Annotated in this window: 22 protein-coding genes and 1 tRNA gene; 16 read left to right on the forward strand and 7 right to left on the reverse strand. The window is 46.2% G+C overall.

The window, feature by feature from the left end:
- Positions 1-49 precede the first annotated feature (49 nt).
- From C2745_RS02490 to C2745_RS02525, 8 genes are all read left to right on the forward strand, one after another.
- The gene (locus tag C2745_RS02490; protein ID WP_215384812.1) at positions 50-979 is read left to right on the forward strand and encodes a hydroxyacid dehydrogenase; all 930 of its coding nucleotides are present in this window, start codon (positions 50-52) and stop codon (positions 977-979) included.
- Between the two features lies 1 nt (position 980).
- On the forward strand, positions 981-1988 hold the full coding sequence (locus C2745_RS02495; protein ID WP_251368356.1) for an Ldh family oxidoreductase: 1008 nt from the start codon (positions 981-983) through the stop codon (positions 1986-1988).
- Between the two features lie 35 nt (positions 1989-2023).
- On the forward strand, positions 2024-2305 hold the full coding sequence (locus tag C2745_RS02500) for a flagellar biosynthesis protein FlgA (protein WP_215367250.1): 282 nt from the start codon (positions 2024-2026) through the stop codon (positions 2303-2305).
- A 39-nt stretch (positions 2306-2344) separates the two neighbouring features.
- Positions 2345-3517: a UxaA family hydrolase gene (locus C2745_RS02505; RefSeq protein WP_305848890.1), complete on the forward strand. Its 1173-nt coding sequence runs from the start codon at positions 2345-2347 to the stop codon at positions 3515-3517.
- Positions 3518-3527: 10 nt separating this feature from the next.
- Positions 3528-4247, forward strand: a complete 720-nt coding sequence (locus C2745_RS02510; RefSeq protein ID WP_215384813.1) for a GntR family transcriptional regulator — start codon at positions 3528-3530, stop codon at positions 4245-4247.
- A gap of 5 nt (positions 4248-4252) precedes the next feature.
- Positions 4253-5245 (forward strand): YeiH family protein, encoded by a 993-nt coding sequence (locus C2745_RS02515; protein ID WP_215384815.1) that lies wholly within the window; start codon positions 4253-4255, stop codon positions 5243-5245.
- A gap of 90 nt (positions 5246-5335) precedes the next feature.
- Positions 5336-6595 (forward strand): sulfite dehydrogenase, encoded by a 1260-nt coding sequence (soxC, locus tag C2745_RS02520; protein ID WP_215384817.1) that lies wholly within the window; start codon positions 5336-5338, stop codon positions 6593-6595.
- On the forward strand, positions 6585-7121 hold the full coding sequence (locus tag C2745_RS02525; protein WP_215384819.1) for a c-type cytochrome: 537 nt from the start codon (positions 6585-6587) through the stop codon (positions 7119-7121). The genes soxC and C2745_RS02525 overlap by 11 nt, the downstream gene beginning before the upstream one ends.
- 17 nt (positions 7122-7138) lie before the next feature.
- Here the strand turns inward: C2745_RS02525 and C2745_RS02530 are convergent, their stop codons facing one another.
- Both C2745_RS02530 and C2745_RS02535 read right to left on the reverse strand, forming a co-directional pair.
- On the reverse strand, positions 7139-7303 hold the full coding sequence (locus tag C2745_RS02530) for a hypothetical protein (RefSeq protein WP_215385684.1): 165 nt from the start codon (positions 7301-7303) through the stop codon (positions 7139-7141).
- A gap of 111 nt (positions 7304-7414) precedes the next feature.
- Positions 7415-8191 carry a ferredoxin--NADP reductase gene (locus C2745_RS02535; protein WP_215384821.1) on the reverse strand — a complete coding sequence of 259 codons (777 nt, stop codon included), beginning with the start codon at positions 8189-8191 and terminating at the stop codon, positions 7415-7417.
- 172 nt (positions 8192-8363) lie between these two features.
- Between C2745_RS02535 and C2745_RS02540 the strand changes: the two genes are divergently transcribed.
- The 3 genes from C2745_RS02540 to C2745_RS02550 all read left to right on the forward strand — a co-directional run bounded on the left by C2745_RS02540 (position 8364) and on the right by C2745_RS02550 (position 10208).
- Positions 8364-8843, forward strand: a complete 480-nt coding sequence (locus tag C2745_RS02540; protein ID WP_215384822.1) for a disulfide bond formation protein B — start codon at positions 8364-8366, stop codon at positions 8841-8843.
- A gap of 115 nt (positions 8844-8958) precedes the next feature.
- Positions 8959-9930, forward strand: a complete 972-nt coding sequence (cysK, locus tag C2745_RS02545) for a cysteine synthase A (protein ID WP_215384824.1) — start codon at positions 8959-8961, stop codon at positions 9928-9930.
- Between the two features lie 23 nt (positions 9931-9953).
- The gene (locus tag C2745_RS02550; protein WP_215384826.1) at positions 9954-10208 is read left to right on the forward strand and encodes a hypothetical protein; all 255 of its coding nucleotides are present in this window, start codon (positions 9954-9956) and stop codon (positions 10206-10208) included.
- A gap of 77 nt (positions 10209-10285) precedes the next feature.
- On the opposite strand, the gene lysS is transcribed toward C2745_RS02550, so the two are convergent.
- The 4 genes from lysS to C2745_RS02570 all read right to left on the reverse strand — a co-directional run bounded on the left by lysS (position 10286) and on the right by C2745_RS02570 (position 15736).
- Positions 10286-11836, reverse strand: coding sequence for a lysine--tRNA ligase (lysS, locus tag C2745_RS02555; protein ID WP_215384828.1), 1551 nt, complete (start codon positions 11834-11836; stop codon positions 10286-10288).
- 33 nt (positions 11837-11869) lie between these two features.
- A protein-coding gene (gene prfB, locus C2745_RS02560) for a peptide chain release factor 2 (RefSeq protein ID WP_172457115.1) occupies positions 11870-12974 on the reverse strand; the annotation gives its coding sequence in 2 pieces (ribosomal slippage) (positions 11870-12901 and positions 12903-12974; 1104 coding nt in all).
- A gap of 45 nt (positions 12975-13019) precedes the next feature.
- Positions 13020-14780, reverse strand: coding sequence for a single-stranded-DNA-specific exonuclease RecJ (gene recJ, locus C2745_RS02565; RefSeq protein ID WP_215384829.1), 1761 nt, complete (start codon positions 14778-14780; stop codon positions 13020-13022).
- A complete protein-coding gene (locus C2745_RS02570) occupies positions 14777-15736 on the reverse strand; it encodes a hypothetical protein (protein ID WP_251368357.1) in 960 nt (319 codons plus the stop codon). Before C2745_RS02570 ends, recJ begins: the two co-directional genes overlap by 4 nt.
- A gap of 67 nt (positions 15737-15803) precedes the next feature.
- Between C2745_RS02570 and C2745_RS02575 the strand changes: the two genes are divergently transcribed.
- From C2745_RS02575 to C2745_RS02595, 5 genes are all read left to right on the forward strand, one after another.
- Positions 15804-17066: a lipoprotein-releasing ABC transporter permease subunit gene (locus tag C2745_RS02575; protein WP_251368358.1), complete on the forward strand. Its 1263-nt coding sequence runs from the start codon at positions 15804-15806 to the stop codon at positions 17064-17066.
- Positions 17059-17757, forward strand: a complete 699-nt coding sequence (locus tag C2745_RS02580) for an ABC transporter ATP-binding protein (RefSeq protein WP_215384833.1) — start codon at positions 17059-17061, stop codon at positions 17755-17757. The genes C2745_RS02575 and C2745_RS02580 overlap by 8 nt, the downstream gene beginning before the upstream one ends.
- Positions 17758-17768: 11 nt before the next feature.
- On the forward strand, positions 17769-18605 hold the full coding sequence (locus tag C2745_RS02585) for a TatD family hydrolase (protein ID WP_215385583.1): 837 nt from the start codon (positions 17769-17771) through the stop codon (positions 18603-18605).
- 121 nt (positions 18606-18726) lie between these two features.
- A complete protein-coding gene (locus C2745_RS02590) occupies positions 18727-21084 on the forward strand; it encodes a DNA internalization-related competence protein ComEC/Rec2 (protein ID WP_251368359.1) in 2358 nt (785 codons plus the stop codon).
- 29 nt (positions 21085-21113) lie between these two features.
- Positions 21114-21485: a glycine zipper family protein gene (locus C2745_RS02595; RefSeq protein ID WP_215384835.1), complete on the forward strand. Its 372-nt coding sequence runs from the start codon at positions 21114-21116 to the stop codon at positions 21483-21485.
- Between the two features lie 99 nt (positions 21486-21584).
- Here the strand turns inward: C2745_RS02595 and C2745_RS02600 are convergent.
- A tRNA-Met gene (locus C2745_RS02600) sits at positions 21585-21661 on the reverse strand.
- Positions 21662-21812: the final 151 nt, after the last annotated feature.

The following is a 21812-nucleotide window of genomic DNA, read 5'->3' on the forward strand; positions in this document are numbered from 1 at the left end:
CAATAATTGGGGTATTGCAAGATATCTAAATCATCTATATGATCTAGATATGTCATCTATTTTGATCTCTGAGTTCATTACAAGTCAAGCCCTGGAAACCCTGCGTTCTAAACATGCAGTGGTTTATGAGCCAGAGCTATATAAAGACCGCCCAGCTCTAATTGCTGCATTGCAAAAAATGGAGGGGCTAATTGTTCGCAACCTTACTCAGGTGAATGAGGAGATTTTGGTTGGCGCGCCTCATTTGAAAGTGGTTGGCCGGCTTGGCGTTGGTCTAGAGAATATCGAATTGCCTGCATGCGCCAAGCGCAATATCAAAGTGATTCCTGCAACAGGTGCAAATGCTGAGTCTGTTGCTGAGTATGTAGTCGGCGCTGCCGTTGCATTAACAAGGGGATTCATTCCCGCGACGATTTCAACTTTGAAGGGCGAGTGGCCTCGCCCACGTTTTTCTAGTTACCATGAATTTTTGGGTAAGACTATTGGAATCGTTGGTTTCGGAAGCATTGGTAGAGTGGTAGCAAAAAAGGCTCATGCATTTGGTTTGCAGTGCCTTGCCTATGACCCAATGCTCTCTGGCGACTCTGTCGAGCTTGATGGGTTTTCTGTTCCCTTGCTCCCATTGAATGATCTGCTTGCAAAAAGCGATGCGGTTACTTTGCACCTTCCATTTTTGCCAGAAACTAAGAACTTATTTAACGCTTCAACTCTCGATCAAATGAAGTCCGGTGCATGCCTGGTTAATACTGCGCGTGGCGGGATCGTTGATGAGGTTGCGCTTGTAGAGCGTTTGCGCTCGGGACGTCTGGGTGGGGCGGCGATTGATGTTTTTCAGAGTGAGCCCGCCAAAGACCTAAACCACTTTGCTGGAATTGAGAATCTTATTCTTACTCCGCACGTAGCGGGTGTGACCCACGAAAGTAATGAGCGTGTTAGTCAAATGATTGCTGATGAAGTTAATCGGTTTTTAGGAGCATAAAGTGAACTTGTCTTATCAAAAGATGGTTGAGTTAGCTTCATCTGGGTTACAGGCAGCCGGAATCGGAGAGAAAGCCGCTTATGAGACTGCCCAATTTTTAGCATTAGCTGAGCTCGATGGGTTGGCCTCGCACGGATTGGCGCGTGTCTCTCAATACGCTGGGCATGCCAAAAATGGCCGCATAGAGTTATCGCCAAAATTTAAGGTGCGGCCTTTTAAAACATCTGCTGCATTGGTTGATGCATGTGATGGATTGGCATTTCCAGCGCTGCGATTTGCAACTGATCTATCAGTGAACTTGGCCTCTAAGACTGGCGTAGGTCTTGTCGCTGTTACAAACAGTCATCATTTTGGAGTGGCGGGGCATTTTGCTGAAGCAGCAGCACGTGCAGGATATATTTCTTTGCTGTTTGGTAATACGCCTGCAGCAATGCCAATGGTCGGAGGTAGCAAAGCACTATTTGGTACCAATCCACTGGCTGCAGCATTTCCAGTTGCTAAGCGCGACCCATTAGTTATTGATATGTCGCTCTCAGCAGTTGCTAGGGGCAAGTTACTGGTTGCCGCTAAAAAAGGTGAATCTATTCCAGAGGGGTGGGCATTAACTGCTGAGGGCAAACCCACTACTGATCCAAACGAAGGGCTTAAGGGCCTAATGGTCCCGCTTGGCGGTGATAAGGGTGCTTTGCTTGCCTTGATTATTGAGTTATTGGTGGTTGGCCTATCGGGAAGCCGGTTCTCTTATGAGGCGGATTCTTTTTTTGATGCCAAGGGTAATCGCCCGCGCATCGGTCAGCTCTTATTAACAATTGATCCAGGCTTAGCGGGTAGTCAAGTATTTGCAAACAAGATGCAAGAGTTTTTGAAGACCTTGGCATCCGATTCGGGAACTCGAGTTCCAGGGCAAAGACGTTTTAAACAGCGTGCATCAGGCTTTAAAGAAGGCGTCAACGTTTCTGATGTGGTTGTAGAAGAAATTCGGACTGGCATCCGCCAGTTGTGGAGTTAGTAGTCAAAAAAAACAGGATTAAAGAGGAGAAGATAATGATCCATTTTGTCGTGCATGAGCCAGGAGATGGCGTTGGTGTGGTGGTAGTTGAAGGTGTAAAAGCTGGAGACGATTTGATTGGTTGGGTAATGGACGGAGATTTAACCCTCAATATGAAGTCTGAGAGTGATATTCCAATTGGCCACAAAATTTCTTTGAATGAATTTAAGCCAGGCGATACCGTGATGAAGTATGGCGTTGATATTGGCAAAGTAGTTGCTCCCATCAAAAAAGGTGAGCATCTACACGTTCAGAACGTTAAAACTAAGCGCTGGTAATCCAAGCCCTTATCTACACATTCATTGAGAAAGAAAAAAATGATTAATTTGAAAGACGCAACCTTTATGGGTTACCGCCGTGAGAACGGCCGCATGGGTATTCGTAACCACGTGCTTATTCTGCCTTTGGATGACCTATCTAATGCCGCTTGTGAAGCTGTAGCAAACAATATCAAAGGAACTCAGGCTATTCCTCATTCCTACGGTCGTTTGCAGTTCGGTGCGGACTTGGATCTGCACTTCCGTACCTTAATTGGTACTGGCTCAAACCCAAACGTTGCTGCTGTAGTGGTAATCGGCATTGAGCCGCAGTGGACAAAAATTGTGGTTGATGGCATTAAAGCCTCTGGTAAACCTGTAGAGGGTTTCTGGATTGAGGGTAACGGAGATACAGCTACGATTGCTTCCGCTAGTAAAGCTGCTTATAAGATGATGAAACATGCATCCAAGCAGCAACGTGTTAAAGCTCCATTATCTGAGTTATGGGTATCCACTAAATGTGGTGAGTCTGATACAACATCTGGTTGCGGCGCTAACCCAACCGTTGGTGATGCATTTGACAAGCTCTACGGCATTGGCTCTACCTTGGTATTCGGCGAGACCACTGAGTTAACTGGTGGTGAGCATTTGGTTGAAGCCCGTTGCCGCACTCCAGAGGTGAAGAAAAAGTTCCGCGAAATGTTTGATCGCTATCAGGATGTTATTGAGCGCCATAAAACAAGCGACTTATCTGACTCACAGCCAACCAAAGGCAATATTGCTGGTGGTTTGACTACGATTGAAGAAAAAGCCTTGGGCAATATTCAGAAAATCGGTAAGAAATGTATCGTTGATAGCGTTTTGGATAAGGGCGAAGAGCCAAAAATCCCAGGTTTGCACTTTATGGACTCCTCTTCAGCTGCTGCTGAGATGGTGACCTTATGTGCTGCTGCTGGATTTGCTGCTCATTTCTTCCCAACAGGTCAGGGTAACGTGATTGGTAATGCAATTCTTCCTGTGATTAAGATCTGCGCTAATCCAAAAACAGTTCGCACAATGGGTGAGCATATCGACGTTGATGTGTCAGGTCTTTTGCGTCGCGAAGAGAATATGGATGATGCTGGCAATAAGTTATTGGAGTGCCTATTGCGTACTGCCGATGGTGAATTAACTGCATCCGAGATTCTCGGTCATCGTGAATTCGTATTAACTCGTTTATACGAATCAGCGTAAGTTTTAAAGCATGAAGTCCCTGACCGCTTATCAAGAAGTAAAGCAAAAGATCACCGAAGATCTGGTCAGGGGCCGCTATCCTATGGGGCAGGCGTTGCCTGCTGAAAAGGATTTATCAAAAGAATTAGATGTATCTATAGGAACCCTGCGTAAAGCGGTGGATGAATTGGTTGCTGAAGGTATTGTGGTTCGTCGCCAAGGCAGGGGTACCTATGTTGCTGAGCATGATCTTAAGCGTTTGTTGTATTACTTTTTTCACGTTGTAAAGCATGATGCTGATAAAAAGACCAACCCAAGGGTTGAGCTCGTCTCTTTAACAAGTGCTGTTGCAACCAAAGAGGAAGCAAACAAGCTTCAAATTAAAGAAGGTGCAGCTGTTTGGCGTCTGGTTAACTGCCTTTATCTTGAGGATAAATGCGTCATGATCGACCAGATTACATTGGATAAAAAACGTTTTCAAAAACTCACGCGAGCTGATTACATTAATCGTGAGGGAAGTATCTATCAGTTGTATCAAATGAAATATGGTCAGACTGTTGTTCGTAGTAGCGAACGATTAAGAGCAGGGCTTGTAAGTAAGCAGCATGCCGAGTGGCTTGGTATGAAGGCGGACTCACCAGTTTTGATTATCCGAAGGATTGCGTTAGGAATTCAGGATGAGCCCCTAGAATGGCGCGTTTCTACCCTGAACACCGAGCATCACGAATACTTTAGTGAATTAGTGGTCTAGCGTTTATGTACAACACCAGCAAGCGCAATTTACCTGGGCTATTAGTTTGCTTGGTGATTGCTATGTCCACCAGCTTTCTTTCTGAGAATTATGGCGGACCCCAACTTTTGTATGCTTTGTTATTGGGTTTATCACTCCATTTTCTTTATCTTAATGAGACTGTAAAACCAGGTATAGACTTTTGCGCAAAGACAATTCTTCGCCTGGGCGTTGCGTTTTTGGGTATACGAATCACCTTTGCTGATATTGGTGCAATTGGTCTTAATACTGGTTTGATGGTGATGATGGCGGTTGCTTCAACTGTTTGCTTGGGCTTTTTGTTGGCAAAGATTTTAAAGTTATCTCCAGATTTTGGGTTGATAGCAGGTGGTTCGGTTGGTATATGCGGCGCGTCTGCCGCTCTTGCTGTAGCCTCGGTATTGCCAAAGTCAAAAGAAAATGAGCAATTTACTTTGCTAGTTGTAGTGGGTGTCACCGTACTGTCGACGATTGCAATGGTGACCTATCCTTTTGCATTGCAGATGCTGAACATTGGATCTCTTTCAGCGGGAATTTTTATAGGCGCCACCATCCATGACGTAGCTCAAGTGGTTGCAGCAGGTATGCTGTTTGGCCCAGAGGCGGGCGATGTTGCTACCGTAGTCAAGTTATTTAGGGTGGCCCTTCTGCTCCCCGTGGTGCTAGTAATCTCCATTTTCTTTGGTGCACAAAAAAATACCAATCAATTGGGATGGGCTAGCTTACGATTGATCCCAACTTTTCTACTAGGCTTTGTCGCGCTTTCTATTGTGGCTTCCATGCAAATTTTGCCTACCTCTATAACTCACCAAATTGGTGGATTATCGCGCTGGATGCTGGTGATTGCTATTGCGGCGGCAGGATTAAAAACGAATTTCCAGGAGTTGGCTAAACTTGGTTGGCAGCCGGTGCTGATGTTAGTAGTTGAAACCCTATTCATTGCTATTTTTGGGCTCGTATTTATTTTGTACGCATCCTAGATTGAAAAGAATTAGCATTTCTTTGTGCATTAGCTGTATGCTTTAAAAAAATATAAGCCAATCAGCTCGTATAACGGAGGCAAAGCATTTATGTCTAAGAAAGATGTATTTTCTAATCGCCGGCAATTCTTAAAATCATCTGTTGTTGCGGGCGCTAGTGTAGGCAGCGTCATGAGCGCCTCTTCTGTTAACGCTCAAATTCAAGAGGGTGGTTTTTTAGAGGTTGACCCTTGGACCAAAACCCAAGGATCTACCTTTGTTAATCCACCTTATGGTTTGCCGTCAAAATATGAAAAGAATGTGGTGCGACTGCTTCCTTCGCCAGCGCCAACCTTTCTAACGGGATCACGCACTCCTCTGCAGAGTTTGCATGGGATCATTACTCCAAACGGTCTAGTCTTTGAGCGCCACCATGCAGGAGTTCCAGATATTAACCCTGATCTCCATAAGCTAGTCATTCATGGAATGGTTGATCGTCCAATGATTTTTACCATGGATGATATTGTTCGTTTTCCATCTGAATCCAGAATTTATTTTCTTGAGTGTTCTGGTAATAGTGCGGCCGAGCTTAAAAAGGCGAGCAATCAAACTGTTCAGCAAATTCATGGATTGGTGTCTTGCTGTGAGTGGACGGGTGTGCGTTTATCCACAATTTTGCAAGAATGTGGCGTGCAATCTGTGGCTAAGTGGGCTTTGGCTGAGGGGGCTGATGGCGCAGCGATGACTCGCAGCATTCCAATGAATAAGATGATGGATGATGCCTTGCTGGTTTACGCTCAAAATGGTGAGATGTTGCGCGCTGAGCAGGGCTATCCTTTGAGATTATTTTTGCCTGGCTATGAAGGCAATATGAGTATTAAGTGGCTGCGCAGAATTAAGTTGGGTACCGAGCCTTGGCAAACCCGCGAAGAGACCTCTGCTTATACCGATTTGCGGTCAGATGGTAAGGCGCTGCAATTTACTTTTGCAATGGAGGTTAAATCTGTAATTACTCAGCCTTCAGGGATGATGAAACTTAAATCCAAAGGTTTTTATGAGATCTCTGGTTTTGCATGGTCAGGAAATGGAAAAATACGCCGTGTTGAAGTTTCAACTGATGGCGGAAAATCGTGGGGAGAGGCAGTGCTGCAAGAGCCGGTGATGGATAAATCTCTAGTGCGGTTCCGTTTTCCTTGGGTGTGGGATGGTGCGCCAGCAACATTGATGAGTAGAGCAATTGATTCAAGCGGTGAGATGCAGCCTACGATGGATGCTGTTATCAAGGCTAAGAGTGTCAACACTTTCTACCACAATAACGCCATACAACCATGGCGCGTTGCAGCCAATGGGGAGGTTACCAATGGTCGCTAAGAAATTCATTAAGCTGGGCGTTTCTTTGATCTCTATCGGCATTGTTCTTGGTTGCGCTAACGGTAATCGAGTAACCGGTCCAGTTGGCCTGGGTAAGCCAATTTCTGAAAATCAAATTCGAGCATGGAATATTGACGTTGGTCCAAGTGGGGCAGGCCTTCCGCCTGGCTCAGGAACGGCAATCGTTGGAGAAAAGTTATATCAGCAGCAGTGCTCATCTTGTCATGGAGATCAAGGGCAGGGCGGACCTGCTAATCGCCTGGTAGGCGGGGGCTCACTGAATACGGATAAGCCTGTCAAGACTGTCGGAAGTTTTTGGCCTTATTCAACCACTATCTTTGACTACATCAAGAGAGCGATGCCACATCAAGCGCCACAATCTTTAACTGACGACCAAGTGTATGCAGCTACCGCTTATATTCTTTATCTCAATAAGATCATTGCAAAGGATGCGGTGATGGATGCAAAGACCTTGCCTTTAGTAAAAATGCCCAATAAAGATGGCTTCATACCTATTGAGCGTTGAATATTATCAATGCAGTATTAAGCAAAAGAGTTGGAAAACTCTTCCATCTTAATTGTGGTCATCAAAAATAGAATGCGGCGCTGAAAGCTTTTACGCTCCTCAACTCGATCATGAGGAAGTCGGTCGTGCTCTCTCAGCAGATTGGTAATAATTGGGTTGTAGTGCTCGCGTATGGGGGACATCTGATTTCCTTGGCAAATATCTTGTTAAGATAAATTTACCAAGATCGCAATATATCTACAAGAAATATATTGCGATATCTAAATTACTTTTAGATATAAAAGAAAGCTTGATTATTTCTCTACGAAGGCTCGTTCGTAGACATAGTCACCCATTTGGCCAAGACTAGGTGAAACCTTGAACCCCTTGGCGTCTAGCATCTCAGAGGTTTCTTTGAGCATAGAAGGACTACCGCAAATCATTGCACGATCTACGGCAGGATCAAGCGGTGGCAACCCAATATCTTTAAAGAGTTGGCCGGATTCAATTGCAGTGGTCAGGCGGCCAGTGTGTTTGAATGCTTCGCGAGTTACGGTTGGGTAGTAGATAAGTTTTTCGCGAATTAGTTCACCAAGGTACTCGTCTTGAGTGAGCTCATTCTTAATATAGTCGCCATATGCAAGTTCACTAACTAAGCGTACTCCATGTATTAAAACAACCTTCTCGAACTTTTCGTATGTTTCTGGATCGCGAATGATGCTCATGAATGGAGCTAAGCCAGTACCCGTGCTAAATAAATATAGATGTTTTCCTGGATTGAGGTCATCCAATACCAAGGTGCCCACAGACTTTTCACTTACCAGAATTGGATCTCCGACTTGAATTTTTTGTAGTCGCGATGTCAGCGGACCATCTTGAACTTTAATACTTAAAAATTCTAAATGCTCTTCATAATTAGGGCTTGCAACGCTATAGGCGCGCACTAGTGGTTTGCCTTCTACCTCAAGACCAATCATTAAGAAGTGGCCGCTCCGAAAGCGCAGGCCCTTATTGCGGGTGGTAGTAAAGCTAAATAAGGTGTCGTTCCAGTGATGAACGGTGAGAACTGTTTCGGTGTTATATGCGGCCATAAATGCGTGTAAGTAGAAGACTAAGTTTCAGGAATGGTTAATTATCCCATTCCTTGGGGCGTAAATCGGAGTCTATCTATACATATATAGGATTAAGTCGTGATATACATCAAATTTTTGGTAATAAGGTTAATCTTTGCTGACTTACTCGCCAACAGGCTATGATCCATCAATGAGCTCAGCGCGTTATCTATATCTATCTATATTTAGTCTTGGACTAGTTATTTTTGCAGTCCTCCTGCAGCAGACTGGCTACCAAGGTGTCAGCTTTTTACCATGCCCTTTATGTATTTTGCAAAGGGTGGGCTATTTGGGCGTCTCGATTTTTTGCTTTTTGGCGGCGGGGATTACTCTATTGCGCAAACTCTTCCATGCGCTAGCTCTGCTATCGGCGGGATATGGGGCTTCAGTAGCTGGTCGACAAGTATGGCTTTTGTCTCACCCAGAAATATCTTGCGGGATCGATCCCATGGAGACTTGGATTAATCAATTTCAACTTTCCCAAGGTATTCCATGGCTGTTTAGGGCTGATGGCCTTTGTTCTGCCCGGCTTCCGGCTATTCTTGGCCTGCAGGTGCCTGAGTGGTCTTTGTTTTGGTTTTCAGTGCTTTTCTTGGTCTTATTGGCCACTCTATTTAACAAAAAGACTTGATTTCGGCTCGCTAGGTTCGCTATATACCTAAAAGTACTTAGGATATGAAAAGTACATCTTTTACAAATATAAGTACTGATCATAAGATCTAGATTAAACAAAATTAAGGGCTTATATGGCGTATTTTCAGGATAACTCGCAAACAATCGGTGCAACACCGTTGGTGCGTTTAAATCGTGTAACAGATGGTGCGAAGGCTACCGTGCTGGCTAAGATTGAAGGACGTAATCCTGCATATTCAGTCAAATGCCGCATTGGTGTTGCCATGATTAACAATGCGCAAGAAAAGGGACTCTTGGGTCCCGGCAAAGAAATCGTTGAGCCAACGAGCGGCAATACCGGAATTGCCTTGGCTTTTGTGGCTGCGGCGCGCGGCATTCCGCTGACCCTCACTATGCCTGAAACTATGAGTATTGAGCGCCGTAAGTTGCTAACTGCTTTGGGCGCCAAGATCGTTTTGACTGAAGGCCCTAAGGGTATGAATGGCGCTGTTGCTAAAGCGAAAGAAATTGCTGACTCAGATTCTAAATATGTATTACTTCAGCAATTTAGCAATCCATCAAATCCTGCGATTCATGAAAAGACTACCGGCCCAGAAATTTGGGAAGATACAGACGGCAAGGTTGATGTGTTCGTTGCTGGTGTTGGAACTGGCGGAACAATCTCAGGTGTTGGTCGTTATATAAAGAATGTTAAGAAAAAGAATATTGAAGTGGTTGCTGTTGAACCAACGACAAGTCCTGTGATTACTCAGAAGCTTAATGGTGAAGAGATCAAGCCGGCTCCCCACAAGATTCAAGGGATTGGCGCTGGCTTTATTCCGGATAACCTTGATTTATCTGTAGTGGATAAAGTTGAGCTAGTGAGCAATGAGGAGGCCATTGAATTTGCTCGTCGAATTGCTAAGGAGGAGGGTATTTTGGTGGGAATTTCTTGTGGTGCCGCTGCTGCTGTAGCGGTACGTCTTGCCAAAAGACCCGAATACGCAGAAAAAACTATTGTGGTAGTTCTACCAGATGCCGCAGAACGTTATTTAAGCTCCGCATTATTTGAAGGCGTTTTTGATGAGAAGGGATTGCCGGCTTAATGGCAGGTGAACAATTTATGACTATGACTCACAAACAAAAAACAAGCCCACTATTTTCTATTGCCCAGGTCATTATAGGCATTGCTTTAATTGCCTTGTCGACGTATCTTGCATTCGAGAGTGAGACTTATCTCGAGGTCCTTAATCAGGGTGGGTTAAATCAATACCATGCGTTTGCACTGCTGGTATGTTTTAGCTTCTTTGCTGGAATTTTGTTGATTGCTCAACAGGTCTTGAAGCAAGATGCGCATCAGTTCGATGAGTTATCAACGTATTGAGCACCGATCTCTACTAAATAAAAGGCACCCTAGGGTGCCTTTTATTTAGTCTTTAATTGCTGAAGATGCTATTCGCCTTATTCTTCTTCGCGACGTAAGTGTGGGAACAGAATAACGTCGCGAATGTTTGGCGCATCAGTCAGCAACATCACAAGACGATCGATGCCGATGCCGCAACCGCCGGTTGGGGGCATGCCGTATTCAAGGGCGCGGATAAAGTCATGGTCAAAGTACATGGCTTCTTCGTCACCAGCTTCTTTTTGCTCCACTTGCTTGCGGAAGCGATTGGCTTGATCTTCAGCATCATTTAACTCAGAGAAGCCGTTGGCAATTTCGCGGCCAGTGATAAAGAGTTCGAAACGCTCAGTAATTCCTGGGCGTGTGTCAGATTCTCTAGCAAGTGGGCTTACTTCGATTGGGTAATCAATGATGTATGTAGGCTCCCAAAGATGCTCTTCAGCAACCAATTCAAAAAGAGCTAATTGGAGTGCACCAATGCCGGCATTCTTGAGGGTAGGGGCATCTGGATTCTCGCCACCCTTTTTCAATTCAGCACGAATGAAGTTGATGTCATCAAGCTGGGCCGCTTCATAGCTCTTGCCTGACTGACCGCAGTACTTGAGGATAGCTTCAGTAATGGTCAAGCGTTGGAATGGCTTGCTCAAATCAAGTTCACGACCTTGGTGAGTCAATACCGCAGTGCCTTGTGCATCGATTGCCGCAGCGCGAATCAAGCCTTCTGTGAAATCCATTAGCCAACGGTAATCTGTATACGCTGCATAGAATTCCATCATCGTGAATTCTGGGTTGTGACGTGGGCTTACACCTTCGTTGCGGAAGTTGCGATTGATTTCAAAGACGCGTTCAAAGCCGCCGACCACCAAACGCTTGAGGTAAAGCTCAGGTGCAATACGCAGGAACATTTGCATGTCGAGTGCGTTGTGGTGGGTAATGAATGGCTTAGCAGTTGCGCCACCAGGAATCGGGTGGAGCATCGGTGTTTCGACTTCCATGAAGTCAGCGTCCAACATATGACGACGCAATGAAGCAATCGCATTGCTACGTGCTTTGAAAGTATTGCGACTTTCTGGATTCACAATCAAATCCACGTAACGCTGACGATATTTAGTCTCTAGATCTGAGAGGCCGTGGAACTTATCTGGCAAAGGGCGCAGTGACTTGCTGAGTAAGCGTAAGTTACTGCACTCAACTGATAACTCGCCTTTATTGGTCTTAAAAAGATTGCCTTCGGCAGAGATAAAGTCGCCCATATCCCAGTGCTTGAAGGCGCCATGAACATCGGCACCGCTGAGTTCATCATTGATGTAGAACTGAATCTGCCCGCTACGGTCTTGAATAGTTGCAAAGCTGGCTTTACCCATTACGCGCTTGAGCACCATACGTCCGGCCACTTTGACGTGAACCTTCTTTGCAGCCAACTCTTCTTTCGATAGGCTGTCATAGTGTGCATGTAAATCTGCCGCTAAATGTGTTGGAACAAAATCATTTGGGAATGCAACGCCACCAGCGCGTAACTTAGCGAGTTTTTCACGGCGCTCAGCAATGATGTGATTTTCATCAACTACTTCAGTAGCTGGCGCAGTGTCTAAATTGGTTTTATCGTTCATATCTATCGTAGTGCAGTAATGGGTGTGAGGTTATTACACGCCTTGCTTCAGGCTTGCTTCAATAAAGGCATCAAGATCACCGTCCAACACTTTTTGAGTATTGGAGATCTCAACGTTAGTACGTAAATCTTTAATGCGGCTTTGATCTAAAACATATGAGCGGATCTGGTGACCCCAGCCCACATCTGTTTTGCTAGCTTCTAATTTGTCTTGTTCGGCACGACGCTTTTGCATCTCGTGCTCATAAAGGCGTGACTTCAACATAGTCATGGCTTCAGCGCGGTTGCGGTGCTGGCTTCGGTCATTCTGACACTGCACCACAATCCCAGTTGGGATATGGGTTAAACGGACAGCCGAGTCGGTTTTATTAATGTGCTGACCACCCGCACCAGAGGCGCGATAGGTGTCGGTACGAATATCAGCAGGATTAACCTCAATTTCAATAGAGTCATCAATCTCTGGGTACACATAGATAGAGGCAAATGATGTGTGACGACCATTTGAAGAATCAAAAGGGGATTTGCGTACTAAGCGGTGTACACCAGTCTCAGAGCGGAGGTGACCGTATGCATATTCACCATCAACTTTGATAGTTGCACTCTTAATGCCAGCAACATCACCGTCAGATTCCTCGAGGATTTCAGTTTTATAGCCTTTGCGTTCGCAATACTTAAGATATTGGCGATAGAGCATGCTGGCCCAATCACAGGCTTCAGTGCCGCCTGCACCAGCTTGAATATCGATAAAGCAATTACATGAATCCATCTCGTTATGGAACATGCGGCGGAATTCTAAGTCACCAATAGTTTTGCTGTAACTCTCCACATCTTGCTCAATAGCAGCAATCGTTTCGAAATCACTTTCTTCCTTGGCCATGTCAAACAGCTCAAGAGCGCTAGTAATGTTGGTATTGAGATCGGTAAGCGTGGCTACTACGCCATCGAGCAATTTCTTTTCTTTGCCCAGCGCTTGCGCTTTCTTTTGGTCATCCCAAATAGTGGGATCTTCCAGAATAGAGTTAACTTCGGTAAGGCGACGCGACTTTACGTCGAAGTCAAAGATACCCCCGAAGAGCTTGCTCACGTGTGAGCAGATCGGACAAGGTATTCGAAATAATGTTTAGTTGTTCAGCTTCCATCCCCTAATTATAAGGGGGTTATTGTCCCGAACCCTTAGGTGCTGCTCAGTTGCTAGGACCCTCGTCATGGGCTTCAATCATCAACTGCACACGGGCTTGGCCTTGGTAGCGGTCGGTTACTAGGCGATAAGCTAATTTGGCTTTGGCTGGCAGGCTTTGGGTGCGGTTAAACCAAACCGCTGTGAGTGGCTTACCAGCTGACTTGGCTCCAGCTGTGCCGATGGGATGAACCATTAGGCGTAAGTGCTTTTCTTTCATAAGGCTTTGTTGAGCAATTTCAAATTCCCCATAAAAAACCGGCTGGGGGAAGCCTTGGCCCCAGATTTCTTCGGCGAGAAGGTCGCCAATTTCAGGGGTAAAGTCTGAAGACTCCAAAATCCCATCATGTGCATGGCGACGCTCTAACAATTCTTCAGTGAGCAATTCGGAGGCAACCTTCTGAAAGCAGGTGTCAAACTTTTCAAAATCACTTTTCCGAATCGTTAAACCTGCAGCCATCGCATGGCCACCAAATTTCAAAATGAGACCAGGCTCACGTTTCGAGACTAGGTCCAAGGCATCCCTTAAGTGAAAGCCTGCGATTGAGCGGCCTGATCCGCGCAATTCTTCACCAGTACTGCCATCGGCGGGGGCAAACACTAAGGCTGGTCGATTAAAACGTTCCTTCAAGCGTGAAGCCACAATTCCAACTACACCTTGATGCCATTCTGGATTCCATAAGCAAATGCTAGTTCGCTCAGCCATTGTTCCAGCAAGTTGATCTTCGGCGAGATGAGAGAGGGCTGTTTCTTGCATGCCGGTTTCAATGACACGTCTTTCGCGATTAATGCGATCCAGTTCATGCGCCAGTGTCATAGCCTCATCAGCGTTATCGGTGAGTAGTAAGCGAATGCCAAGTGTCATATCCGCAAGGCGCCCGGCGGCATTGAGTCTAGGGCCGATGGCAAAACCCAGATCAAATGTATTGGCTTTGCGAGGATCTCTAGTTGCAGCTTGAAACAGTGCTTGAATGCCTGGTTGTGAAATTCCTGCGCGGATGCGTTTCAAACCATTGGAAACCAGCACGCGATTATTGCGATCAAGTTGCGCAACGTCTGCAACTGTTCCTAGAGCAACAAGATCTAAAAGGTTTTCTACTTTGGGTTGCGTCTCATTGGTAAATTTACCGCGCTTTCGAAGTTCAGCGCGTAGCGCAACTAGCAAATAGAACATGACACCAACACCGGCAAGCGCTTTGCTTGGAAAAGTGCATCCCGGTTGATTAGGATTCACGATGGCGAGTGCTTTTGGAAGATTGTCACCAGGAAGATGGTGGTCGGTCACAATTACTTCCATGCCAAGTTCACGTGCTCGATCAACGCCTGCTTCACTAGCAATACCGTTATCTACTGTGATTAGATATTTGGGTTTAGGATTTTGTTGTGCAGCTAACTCAACCACCTCTGGTGTGAGGCCGTAGCCCATGGTGAAGCGGTTTGGCACTAGAAACTGAATGGGAGTCTCTGGGCCGCCCAGCATGCGTAAACCGCGCACGCCGACTGCGCAAGCGGTGGCACCATCGCAGTCATAGTCGGCAACGATGAGCATAGGATCTTTTTTTTCTAGGATGTCTGCAAGAAGAGTTGCAGTACCTATGCAATTTTTAAGCTCAACTGGTGACAGTAGTTGCTTTAGGTCCAAGGAAAGCTCTTCTGGAGATTGCAGACCACGCGCTGCATATAGCCTGGCCAGTAGGGGGTGTAATCCACTCTGCGCTAACCAAGTAGCAGTGCGCTCTGAGAACGGACGTTGAGAAAAGAGGCTCATGATTGAGTAATCTTCTTCCAAGTGAGTGGCTCTGATTTTTTCCAGAAAGCCCAAGATTTTTTATTGATATCCTTAGCAGTAAAGATGCGTTCACGAGTATTTCCATGCGGAAAGTCAATGATCAATAATTCATCAAGTTGCTTTTCTTGTAGCGCTTTGCTTAATTGCGGCCATGCTAACTCTGGTTGATTTAGCCAAGCAAAAGTATCTGCTAACAGCGCAGAGTCAAAATCACTTTTTAATGGAAGATCTAGAAGTCTTGCCAGGCCAGACAACAAAGGATGTTGACCAATTAGGCGTTGCGAATTTTTTAACGCAGCAGGTGCCTGTACGTCAGCCAGTTTGCCGATGCCATTAATCCAGATGGAGTTAATGCTAGGCATACCACGTTGTTCCCGTTCCTCGTTTACTGGGCCGATATGCCACAACATCTGAATTTCATTTTGAAGCTTCCGCCAGCGTTTTGCTACGCCATCTTCATTTGTATCGCGTGGCATCCACCAATCAATGTTGCGACCATGTGCTTGATCAACGCTATAAGTCGCTAGTTCAGAAAATGGTCCTGCAGGAATAAACCAGTAATGCGTATTTTGGAAAAGAACGGTGCTTTGAAAGTCTTCTTCAATAAAAGGTAATGCCGCTTTAAGTAATCGGGTAGATTCATCTGCTGTGAGATCAATCTGGTTTTGACCCATCAGAATAAGATGGTCTCTCGTAGCATGGAAATGAACTGGCTGTAAGCAGGCAATAACCTCGGTTGGGTTGACGACTTGCTCAGATTGCCCCAAAAGCAGTACCGGAGCCAAAGGCACTTTATTGCCCAGCAAGAAGCGCTCATGCGGCAGCCCTTGGATGGGGCGGGAGTTATTAACTTGATCATCCAAGGCATCCTCCCCTGAAAGCATCAGGGTAAAGCGCCGGAGGCTGCTTTGCTGGGAGTGGGAATTGCGAGTCATTCCCCTGATTTTAGGTGGCATTTGAGTATTCCATCAGTTTGCCTCTGCAATTGTCTAAACTGTGGCTATGTTGAGACTTCCTATTGAGCTAGAAATTGGCCTGCGCTATACCCGATCCAAGCGTCGCAAGACGGTGGGCAAGCGTGATGGCTTTCTATCCTTTATCTCCGGAATCTCTACCGCCGGCATTGCTTTGGGCGTCGCCTCGCTAATTGTGGTCCTTTCTGTCATGAATGGTTTTCAGAAAGAAGTGCGCGATCGCATGCTGTCCGTGCTCTCGCATGTAGAAATTACTTCTCCTGATGGTTTGTCTGATTGGGAGCCTCTTGCTCTAAAGGTCGCTGCTCAACCCCATGTAGTTGGTGTGGCCCCCATGGTTAGTTCTCAAGGATTACTCACTCGTGAAAGTATGATGCGCGGCGTAGCCATTCGTGGGATATCTCCAGCTGAAGAGGGCAAGGTTTCTGAATTACCAAAACAATTTGTTGCTGGAAATATTGACGATCTCAAGCCGGGTAGTTTTGGCGTGGCGTTGGGCGCGCAACTTGCAGCAATAGTTGGCGCGCATGTTGGCGATCGCATTAATTTAATCGTCCCCGAAAGTGATTTAACTCCGGCTGGTGCTATGCCGCGTATGCGCACACTCCAGGTGGTAGGCATTGTTGATAGCGGCCATTATGAATATGACAGCTCTCTAGCAATCATGCATTGGAAAGACGCTGCCGCCTTATTGCGCTTGCGCGATCCTTCTGGCTTACGCGTCAAAGTAGATGATATGCAGCGCGCCCCCGAAGTTGCAAATGAATTGGCTGCTATCGTGCCGCAAGCCTTATGGGTGACAGATTGGTCTCGTTCAAATCGCAATTGGTTTGCTGCGGTTCAAACCGAGAAGAAGATGATGTTCATCATCTTGACCTTAATTATTGCGGTGGCGGCATTTAATCTCGTTTCTACATTGGTAATGACTGTCAATGAGAAGCAGGCTGATATTGCTATTCTCAGAACTATGGGCGCAAGCCCAGGATTGATTCAAAGAATCTTTTTAGTTCAAGGGTTGGCAATTGGCATTCTTGGGTCTTTGGCCGGGGTTGGGCTTGGCTTGCTCATCGCACTGAATATCGATGTAATTGTTCCTGCCATTGAAGCGATCTTCCGTGTGCGCTTCTTGCCGCGCGAGGTATATTTCATTAGCGAGTTGCCATCGGACGTTAGATTGAGTGATGTTGTGACTGTAGGGTTAATGGCTTTCGGTCTTTCAGTACTTGCTACTCTGTACCCAAGTCGTCGCGCTGCCAAGGTGCAACCAGCGGAGGCGCTGCGATATGAGTAATGCAGAGAACAAACTGGTGTTGATGGCAAGAGGCTTGGCCAAGACTTACGGTCAAGGGACTACCGCTGTCGAGGTTCTTAAGGCGATTGATTTGGATGTTGCCCCTTCGGAGAAGGTAGCGATTGTCGGTTCTTCTGGTTCAGGCAAAAGCACTTTGCTGCACCTGCTGGGTGGATTGGATACTCCGAGTGCGGGATCTGTTGTTTTGGCGGGCTCCAATTTAAATCAGCTATCCGTGAGGAAGCTTGATCAGTTGCGCAATCAAAGTCTGGGCTTTATTTATCAATTCCATCATCTCTTGGATGAATTCAGTGCTGTTGAAAACGTAGCCTTACCGCTTCGTATCCGCGGTCAAGGTAACGATGAATCCATGGAGCTCGCAAGCAAAATGCTCAAGGCTGTTGGCTTGGCGGCTCGTGAGTTGCATACGCCAGGCGAACTTTCTGGAGGCGAGCGTCAACGTGTTGCCGTAGCGAGGGCGTTGGTAGGTAATCCAGCTTGTGTATTGGCAGATGAGCCTACCGGTAATTTAGATACTGAAACTGCGGATGGTGTATTCGATTTGATGTTGGATATTGCGCGTGATCAAGGAACTGCTTTTGTGATCGTGACGCATGATCCTATTCGCGCTAAACGTTGCGATCGCATTTTGCATTTAGAGCGCGGAGTATTAAAGACATTTTCGGCATGAGTGAGCGTCCCATGTGGATTGACACGCACTGCCACCTCGATGCTCCTGAGTTCGCGAAAAATTTACCTTCAATAATTAAAGCTGCAGCATCTAAAAATGTGAAGGCAATTCTATTGCCGGCAGTCAAGGCCGCAGATTGCCCTAATGTGCGACAGCTTGCGCACCAGCATGGCGGGGAAATTCCCGGTTTGGTTTACACCTTGGGAATACATCCGCTGTATACCAATCAAGCTCAAGAGGGCGATATCGATTTTCTTGAGAAGCAAGTGCATGTGTCACTCTCTGATCCGCGCTTTGTGGGTATTGGTGAGATCGGCTTAGATTACTTTGTGGAAGGACTTGATCCTCATAAACAAGAATACTTTTTCGATGCCCAATTAGATCTTGCGCAGAAGTATCAATTGCCAGTGATCTTGCATGTTCGTCGCTCACAAGATGCAATATTGAAGGCTTTGCGTCGTCGCAATATTCCCGGTGGAATTGCCCATGCATTTAACGGCAGCTTTCAGCAGGCAGAGCAATTTATGGAGCTTGGCTTTAAGTTGGGCTTTGGTGGGGCTGCGACTTATACGCGAGCATTACAAATCCGCCGACTATTAAAAGAGTTGCCGGTAGATAGTTTGGTTACAGAAACAGATGCACCCGATATCCCGCCCGCGTGGTTAAAAGAAGAGGGGATCGCATTTAACGAGCCCGCATTTCTACCTCGTATAGCTTCAGGGCTTGCATCCATTCGCGGTATGAGTGAGGCTGATTTTGCTCTGGCAGCTTGGCGCAATGCGATGCAAGTATTGCCTCGCTGGTCCGCGCTTTGTGCTGATACACCCTCTCTTCACCTAGCCTCTTAGTTCATTGCGCTTAGCTATTACGGCGTTCATCGCCGGGGGATCGCTCCTTCTCTTTTTTCCACAAATACCAAAGTATTGGATTTATGGCTGTATTGCATTTGGAACTCTTTGTTTTCTGGCAATGTGTATTTCAGAAAAAGAGACACTTCTTAAAAGGCTTGCAGGCCTTGGTTTTTTATTTGTACTAGGATTTTTATGGAATGCCCAATATGCTGAAAGTCGCCTTGAAAATGTCTTGATCCAAGAATTAGAAGGCAAGGAATTTTCCTTGGAGGGTAGGATTGCTGCGTTACCGCAAAGCAATTCATCAGGGGCTAAGTTTGCTTTTGATTTAGACCACGCCAACGTCGGCAAGGAAACTCTAGATCGGTTTCCAAAACGTATCTATCTAAGTTGGCAGCCTGCCTGGAGAAGTCCGCAGGATATTCCGGATGTAATCCCTGGACAGCGTTGGAAATTCAAAGCAAAGCTCAAGCGCCCATATGGATCTCTCAATCCCCATACCTTTGATTTTGAGCGTTGGGCGTTTCATCAAGACTTTGGTGCCAATGGGTCGGTGCGATCCGGTGAGTTATTAGAAGATCAAGATATTGCATGGACGGATTTTGAGTTGCGCATGGAGTTAGCTCGTTGGCATTTGCGCAAAAAGATTCAATCAATGCTGCCAAATGATGCACGCTATGCAGGTGTGTTGGTTGCTTTAGTGATGGGCGATCAAAATTCTATTAATCAAGATGATTGGCAAGTCTTTAACGCAACGGGTATTGGGCATCTTATTTCTATATCGGGGCTGCATGTAACGATGTTGGCTGGAGTCGGCGCTTCCTTTGCTGCATTTATCTGGCGTCGTCGTACCTGGCCTCTCATGATTCCCGTATCCAAGGTGGCAGCAGCAGCAGGATTTTTCACTGCATTTATCTACGCTTGGTTAGCAGGGTTTCAAATACCAGCACAAAGGACAATGTATATGGTTGGGGTGGTGGCATTCGCCTTATGGACCGGTAGAAATCCAAGATCATTTGACATTTGGTGGTGGGCTTTAGCATTTGTTTTGCTGCTTGATCCTATGGCGCCATACACACCGGGCTTTTGGTTATCGTTTGGCGCAGTTGCTGCAATTTTGTATGCCATGGGCGATTCATCTGGCTTGCTTGGTATACCAACAGGAAAAGAATTGGAAGTTCATTGGGTGACTCAAGCCATTCAAGCTTTGCGCGAAGCGTGTCGAGTTCAGACAGTTGTCACCATTGCTTTGTTGCCTTTCACTTTGTATTGGTTTTATCAGGTATCCGTTATTTCGCCATTCGCAAATGCGATTGCCATTCCGTTGGTAAGTTATATCGTTACACCGCTTGCAATAATGGGTGCGCTTTTGCCTGAATTTATTGGTAAATGGCTTATGGTGCCAGCGCATGCATCAATGGAATATCTCGCAATTCTTTTGGATTGGATGGCGAAGCTGAGTTGGGCTGTAGTTTGGTCAAGGCAGCCCGAGTGGTGGATGTTGGTAATTTCAGGTGCGGGAATTATTTACGCAATAAGGCCCGGAGAGCTTTATAAGTTTTGGTTTTTAAGGATGCTGGCTTTAGGTTTATCTGTGCCCTTATTTCTCATGCCAAGTCTTGCGTTAGTGGGATCCCGCCTTGAGGTTGGAGAATTTAGGGCAAACGTTTTGGATGTTGGGCAGGGTACTGCTGTGCTGATTGAGACTGCCAATAAAAAATTACTTTATGACACCGGGCCGATTCAGGGTAAGAAGGATGACGCTGGGCAGCGAGTTATCTTGCCGTACTTAAGAGGAAGAGGAATTGATCAAATTGATCGCATGGTTATTAGCCATAGCGATAGCGATCACGTTGGAGGTGCGGCTACATTGCTAAAGCATGTGCGTTTTGGATCGATGATGGGCTCTTTACCGGATACCAACCCACTTATTCAAAATCTTCGCACAAGAAAAGTTCCGGCTATCCCATGTCGCTTTGGACAAAGCTGGACTTGGGATGAGGTAGAGTTTTTGATTTGGCACCCTCATGAAGCAACCCTCTTTACGGAGCAATATCCTGGCAAGCCCAATGAAATGAGCTGTGTGCTTGAGGTCCGCAATAAGCAAGCTTCTTTTTGGTTAACTGGTGATGTTGAAAAGCAGGGGGAGGCTGAGATCACTGGGCGACTTGACTCAGAGGTATTAAGCAAAATAGGGGGTAGGGAGTTAGTTTTTATGGCGCCCCACCATGGAAGTAAAACCTCATCATCGCTAGAGCTGTTAAACAAATTAGAGCCTAACCAGGCATTTGCGCAGAATGGGTATCGCAATCGTTACGGTCACCCCCACCCGACGGTCACTGCCCGTTATGAACAGTTACAAATACCTTTTTATCAAACTCCAATAACAGGGGCGCAGATTTGGTTATTCAAAAACAATTCAAACTCTTCGACACAATTTTGGCGGCATGATATAAAACGACTATGGCATCGATAGATGTGAAATGAAAGAAAAGGATTCTTTAGATGAATAGGTTGCTCGCTCTATGTTCGCTGGTTGTTGCTCTGTCAGTCGGTTGCGCTGGTGCAGATGTGCGCCCCCTCGTGGATATGAAGGGCGTGAATGAGGCTGCATATGAGAAGGATCTTCAAGAATGTCAGGCTTACGCCAAGGATCAGTCTGGAATGGGTTCAACAGCAGCTAAGGGTGCCGGTGCTGGTGCAGTTGTTGGCGGACTTCTGGGCTTGGTTACCGGCGGCAATAAAACCGGCATTGTTCAGGCGGCTGGTGCTGGAGCAGTCATTGGTGGAGCTGGAGGTGCATTTACGGGTAATCAGGCTCAAGAGGCTGTGGTTAAGCGCTGTTTGAGTGGTCGCGGCTATAAAGTTTTGAACTAAAACCGCCCTGCGGACGTTGAAGAGCCCGAGAAATCGGGCTTTTTTAATGCCCAGAAAAGCAAAAAGCCCTTAAAAATTAAGGGCTTAGTACGTAAATCTTGGTTGCGGGGGCAGGATTTGAACCTACGACCTTCGGGTTATGAGCCCGACGAGCTGCCAGACTGCTCCACCCCGCGTCTGAAGCTGAAATTCTACCATTTTTTGAGGGTCTCTGTCGAGGTATTCCTGTAAATAAGGCATAAATAAGCGGTTTTTGAGTGGAAATTCTCGATTTAATGACCGTCTTTAAGGAGTAACATATTGCCACGCAACATCACGCTAGGGTTT

It is taken from the genome of Polynucleobacter sp. AP-Kolm-20A-A1, assembly GCF_018688315.1.
Classification (GTDB): domain Bacteria; phylum Pseudomonadota; class Gammaproteobacteria; order Burkholderiales; family Burkholderiaceae; genus Polynucleobacter.

Coding starts and splice junctions, on each gene's coding strand:
- C2745_RS02585 (WP_215385583.1), top strand. CDS start 17,769: ATGTGGATTGACACGCACTGCCACCTCGATGCTCCTGAGTTCGCGAAA.
- C2745_RS02515 (WP_215384815.1), top strand. CDS start 4,253: ATGTACAACACCAGCAAGCGCAATTTACCTGGGCTATTAGTTTGCTTG.
- lysS (WP_215384828.1), bottom strand. CDS start 11,836: ATGAACGATAAAACCAATTTAGACACTGCGCCAGCTACTGAAGTAGTT.
- C2745_RS02510 (WP_215384813.1), top strand. CDS start 3,528: ATGAAGTCCCTGACCGCTTATCAAGAAGTAAAGCAAAAGATCACCGAA.
- cysK (WP_215384824.1), top strand. CDS start 8,959: ATGGCGTATTTTCAGGATAACTCGCAAACAATCGGTGCAACACCGTTG.
- C2745_RS02550 (WP_215384826.1), top strand. CDS start 9,954: ATGACTCACAAACAAAAAACAAGCCCACTATTTTCTATTGCCCAGGTC.
- soxC (WP_215384817.1), top strand. CDS start 5,336: ATGTCTAAGAAAGATGTATTTTCTAATCGCCGGCAATTCTTAAAATCA.
- C2745_RS02535 (WP_215384821.1), bottom strand. CDS start 8,191: ATGGCCGCATATAACACCGAAACAGTTCTCACCGTTCATCACTGGAAC.
- C2745_RS02575 (WP_251368358.1), top strand. CDS start 15,804: ATGTTGAGACTTCCTATTGAGCTAGAAATTGGCCTGCGCTATACCCGA.
- C2745_RS02490 (WP_215384812.1), top strand. CDS start 50: ATGTCATCTATTTTGATCTCTGAGTTCATTACAAGTCAAGCCCTGGAA.
- C2745_RS02505 (WP_305848890.1), top strand. CDS start 2,345: ATGATTAATTTGAAAGACGCAACCTTTATGGGTTACCGCCGTGAGAAC.
- recJ (WP_215384829.1), bottom strand. CDS start 14,780: ATGAGCCTCTTTTCTCAACGTCCGTTCTCAGAGCGCACTGCTACTTGG.
- C2745_RS02590 (WP_251368359.1), top strand. CDS start 18,727: ATGTGTATTTCAGAAAAAGAGACACTTCTTAAAAGGCTTGCAGGCCTT.
- C2745_RS02525 (WP_215384819.1), top strand. CDS start 6,585: ATGGTCGCTAAGAAATTCATTAAGCTGGGCGTTTCTTTGATCTCTATC.
- C2745_RS02500 (WP_215367250.1), top strand. CDS start 2,024: ATGATCCATTTTGTCGTGCATGAGCCAGGAGATGGCGTTGGTGTGGTG.
- C2745_RS02540 (WP_215384822.1), top strand. CDS start 8,364: ATGAGCTCAGCGCGTTATCTATATCTATCTATATTTAGTCTTGGACTA.
- C2745_RS02530 (WP_215385684.1), bottom strand. CDS start 7,303: ATGTCCCCCATACGCGAGCACTACAACCCAATTATTACCAATCTGCTG.
- C2745_RS02580 (WP_215384833.1), top strand. CDS start 17,059: ATGAGTAATGCAGAGAACAAACTGGTGTTGATGGCAAGAGGCTTGGCC.
- C2745_RS02570 (WP_251368357.1), bottom strand. CDS start 15,736: ATGACTCGCAATTCCCACTCCCAGCAAAGCAGCCTCCGGCGCTTTACC.
- C2745_RS02595 (WP_215384835.1), top strand. CDS start 21,114: ATGAATAGGTTGCTCGCTCTATGTTCGCTGGTTGTTGCTCTGTCAGTC.